This is a genomic window from Frigoribacterium sp. AC759, from assembly GCF_979256015.1.
The window spans coordinates 1-2,727 of sequence record NZ_CEEDMT010000007.1 but is presented as its reverse complement, the minus strand read 5'-3'; the positions used below and the strand labels follow the sequence as shown (position 1 = coordinate 2,727).

Below are 2,727 nucleotides of genomic sequence, written 5' to 3'. Positions count from 1 at the left end.
AGCGGACGGGACGGGCCGAACCGCGCCTCCTGAACGGGTTGACCCGCGCCTCCTGCGGTCTCCGCGCTCTCTCCCGGCCGCGCCCGCCCCGGTGTCGTACCCGGCGGCGCCCGCCCGATGTCGTACCCGACTGGCAGGATGACCCCGTGCCCCAGTTCATCCCCGCCCGCGGCGATCACACCTTCGTCGATCAGCACGGTGTCACCGTCCACTACTACGTGTGGCGTGCGGCCACGCCGAAGGCCGTCGTGCAGATCGCGCACGGCGTCGCCGAGCACGCGTTGCGCTACGAGGCGCTCGCCCACGATCTCGTGCGGGCCGGCTACACGGTCTACGCCGACGATCACCTCGGGCACGGCGAGACCGGGCTCGGCCAGTGGGGCGGCGATCACACGAAGCTCGGTCGTCTCGGCCCGTCGGGTCTCGCGGGCACGATCGAGGCGATCACCCAGCTGACGGGCATCATCCGGGCCGACGAGCCCGGCCTGCCGCTGGTCGGCCTCGGGCACTCGTGGGGGTCGCTCATGATGCAGAAGATCGTCGACCGGCAGGCGTCGCTCTTCGACGCCGTCGTGCTGAGCGGCACGGCCTACCGCATGCCGGGCAGCATGAACGGCGGCGACCTCAACGCCCGGCACGCGCACGAGGGCGGCACCGGGTTCGAATGGCTCAGCCGCGACACCGCGGTGATCGAGCGCGCCGTCGCCGACCCCCTGATGACCGTCGCGACCGTGGCGAAGCTGTTCGGCTACCGCGACGCGCTGCGGCTCTTCGGGCGGCCGTCGCGATCGCTCGACTCCGACCCGCCGCTGCTCATCCTGGTGGGCAGCGACGACACCCTCGGCGGCGAGGCGAGCGCCCGCAGGCTCGCGTCGGCGTACCTCGGTCGCAGCGGCCTCAGCGACGTCGAGCTGATCGTCTACACCGGCGCCCGGCACGAGGTCTTCAACGAGACGAACCGCGACGAGGTCGTGGCCGATCTCGTCCGGTGGCTCGACGACCGCGTGGCCTAGGCTGCGACTCATGCACGGTGAGTACAAGGTCCCTGGCGGCAAGCTCGTGGTCGTCGATCTCGAGGTGGGCGACGGGCGCATCGCCGGGTTCCGGCTCGCCGGCGACTTCTTCCTCGAGCCCGACACGGCGCTCGACGCCATCGACCGGGCCGTCAACGGCCTGCCGGTCGAGTCCGACGCGGCGACGATCTCCGCGGCCATCCGTCGCGGTCTGCCCGACGACGCGGTGCTGCTCGGCTTCAGCCCCGAGGCCATCGCGGTCGCCGTCCGCCGCAGCCTCTCGAAGGCCACCGACTGGCGCGACTACGACTGGCAGATCATCCACGACGAGCCGGTCTCGCCCAACATGCACCTCGCGCTCGACCAGGTGCTGACCGAGGAGGTCGGCGCGGGTCGCCGCGGCCCGACCCTGCGCTTCTGGGAGTGGAACCGGCCGGCCGTCGTGATCGGCAGCTTCCAGTCGCTGAAGAACGAGGTCGACCTCGACAACGCGGCGACGCACGGCTTCGAGGTCGTCCGTCGGATCAGCGGCGGCGGCGCCATGTTCATGGACGCCGAGTCGATCGTCACCTACTCGCTGTACGCACCGGGCGAGCTCGTGCAGGGCATGAGCTTCGCCGACTCGTACGCGTATCTCGACGAGTGGGTGATCACGGCGCTCAAGTCGCTCGGCATCGACGCGTTCTACCAGCCGCTCAACGACATCACGTCGGCGAAGGGCAAGATCGGCGGGGCCGCGCAGAAGCGCCTCGGCAACGGCGCCCTGCTGCATCACGCCACGATGTCGTACGACATGGACGGCGAGAAGATGGTGCAGGTGCTGCGCATCGGCCGCGAGAAGATGAGCGACAAGGGCACGACCAGCGCGGCGAAGCGCGTCGACCCGCTGCGCAGTCAGACCGGGCTGCCCCGCACCGAGATCATCGAGCGGCTCAAGCAGACCTTCGCCGGGCTGTACGGCGCGACGACGGGTCGCGTCACCGACGACGAGCTGGCTCAGGCCGAGCAGCTCGTGACGACGAAGTTCGCGACGCCGGAGTGGCTGCGCCGCGTCCCCTGAGCGCCCCCGCGCGCCGTCCGGCCGCGAGAGCCGCCGGCGGCGTGGGTGCCGACGGTGGGCGGAACCGGCCTTTCGCGCGGTCACGAAGGGCGTCATCTGACCACCGTGGGGTTCGGCGGCGTGCGCCGGGGGCGACGGTGGGCAGAACCGGCCCTTCGTGCGGCCGGGAGGGGCGTCATCTGACCACGGTGGGGCTCGGCGGCGTGCGCCGGAGGCGACGGTGGGCACGAACGGCCCTTCGCGCGGCCGCGAGGGGCGGCATCTGACCACCGTCGGGTTCGGCGGCGAGCGCCGGGGGCGACGGTGGGCGGAAACGGCCCTTCGGGCGGCCCGGTCAGCGGTTGAGAAGCTCGCGGTAGTCGACGTGCTCGTCGATGTAGTCGACCACGAACGGGCAGAGCGGGACGACGCGGCGGGTGCTGTTCTCGCGCACGTCGTCGAGCGCGCCCTGCACCAGCTGCGCGCCGAGGCCGGTCGAGCGTCGGCTCGGCTCGATCTCGGTGTGCGTGAAGCGGATCTCGTCGCCGACGATCTCGTAGGCGGCGAAGCCCACGGTCGTGTCGCCCTCCACGAGGGCGTACTGGTTCTGGTCCGGGCGGTTCTCTACTACGACGTTCATCCCGTCACGCTACGCCCGCCGCCCCCGACCCGCCC

3 protein-coding genes are annotated in these 2,727 nt (G+C 71.7%); 2 read left to right on the top strand and 1 reads right to left on the bottom strand.

All coding sequences use genetic code 11. From position 1 onward, the window contains the following. Window positions 1-146 precede the first annotated feature (146 nt). Both ACZ6JE_RS07650 and ACZ6JE_RS07645 read left to right on the top strand, forming a co-directional pair. Window positions 147-1,013, top strand: coding sequence for an alpha/beta hydrolase (locus ACZ6JE_RS07650; RefSeq protein WP_243214980.1), 867 nt, complete (start codon window positions 147-149; stop codon window positions 1,011-1,013). Between the two features lie 10 nt (window positions 1,014-1,023). Continuing rightward, window positions 1,024-2,073 carry a lipoate--protein ligase family protein gene (locus ACZ6JE_RS07645; RefSeq protein ID WP_464318608.1) on the top strand — a complete coding sequence of 350 codons (1,050 nt, stop codon included), beginning with the start codon at window positions 1,024-1,026 and terminating at the stop codon, window positions 2,071-2,073. A gap of 334 nt (window positions 2,074-2,407) precedes the next feature. On the opposite strand, the gene ACZ6JE_RS07640 is transcribed toward ACZ6JE_RS07645, so the two are convergent. Then, on the bottom strand, window positions 2,408-2,692 hold the full coding sequence (locus ACZ6JE_RS07640; RefSeq protein WP_464318607.1) for a GNAT family N-acetyltransferase: 285 nt from the start codon (window positions 2,690-2,692) through the stop codon (window positions 2,408-2,410). Between the last annotated feature and the right edge of the window lie 35 nt (window positions 2,693-2,727).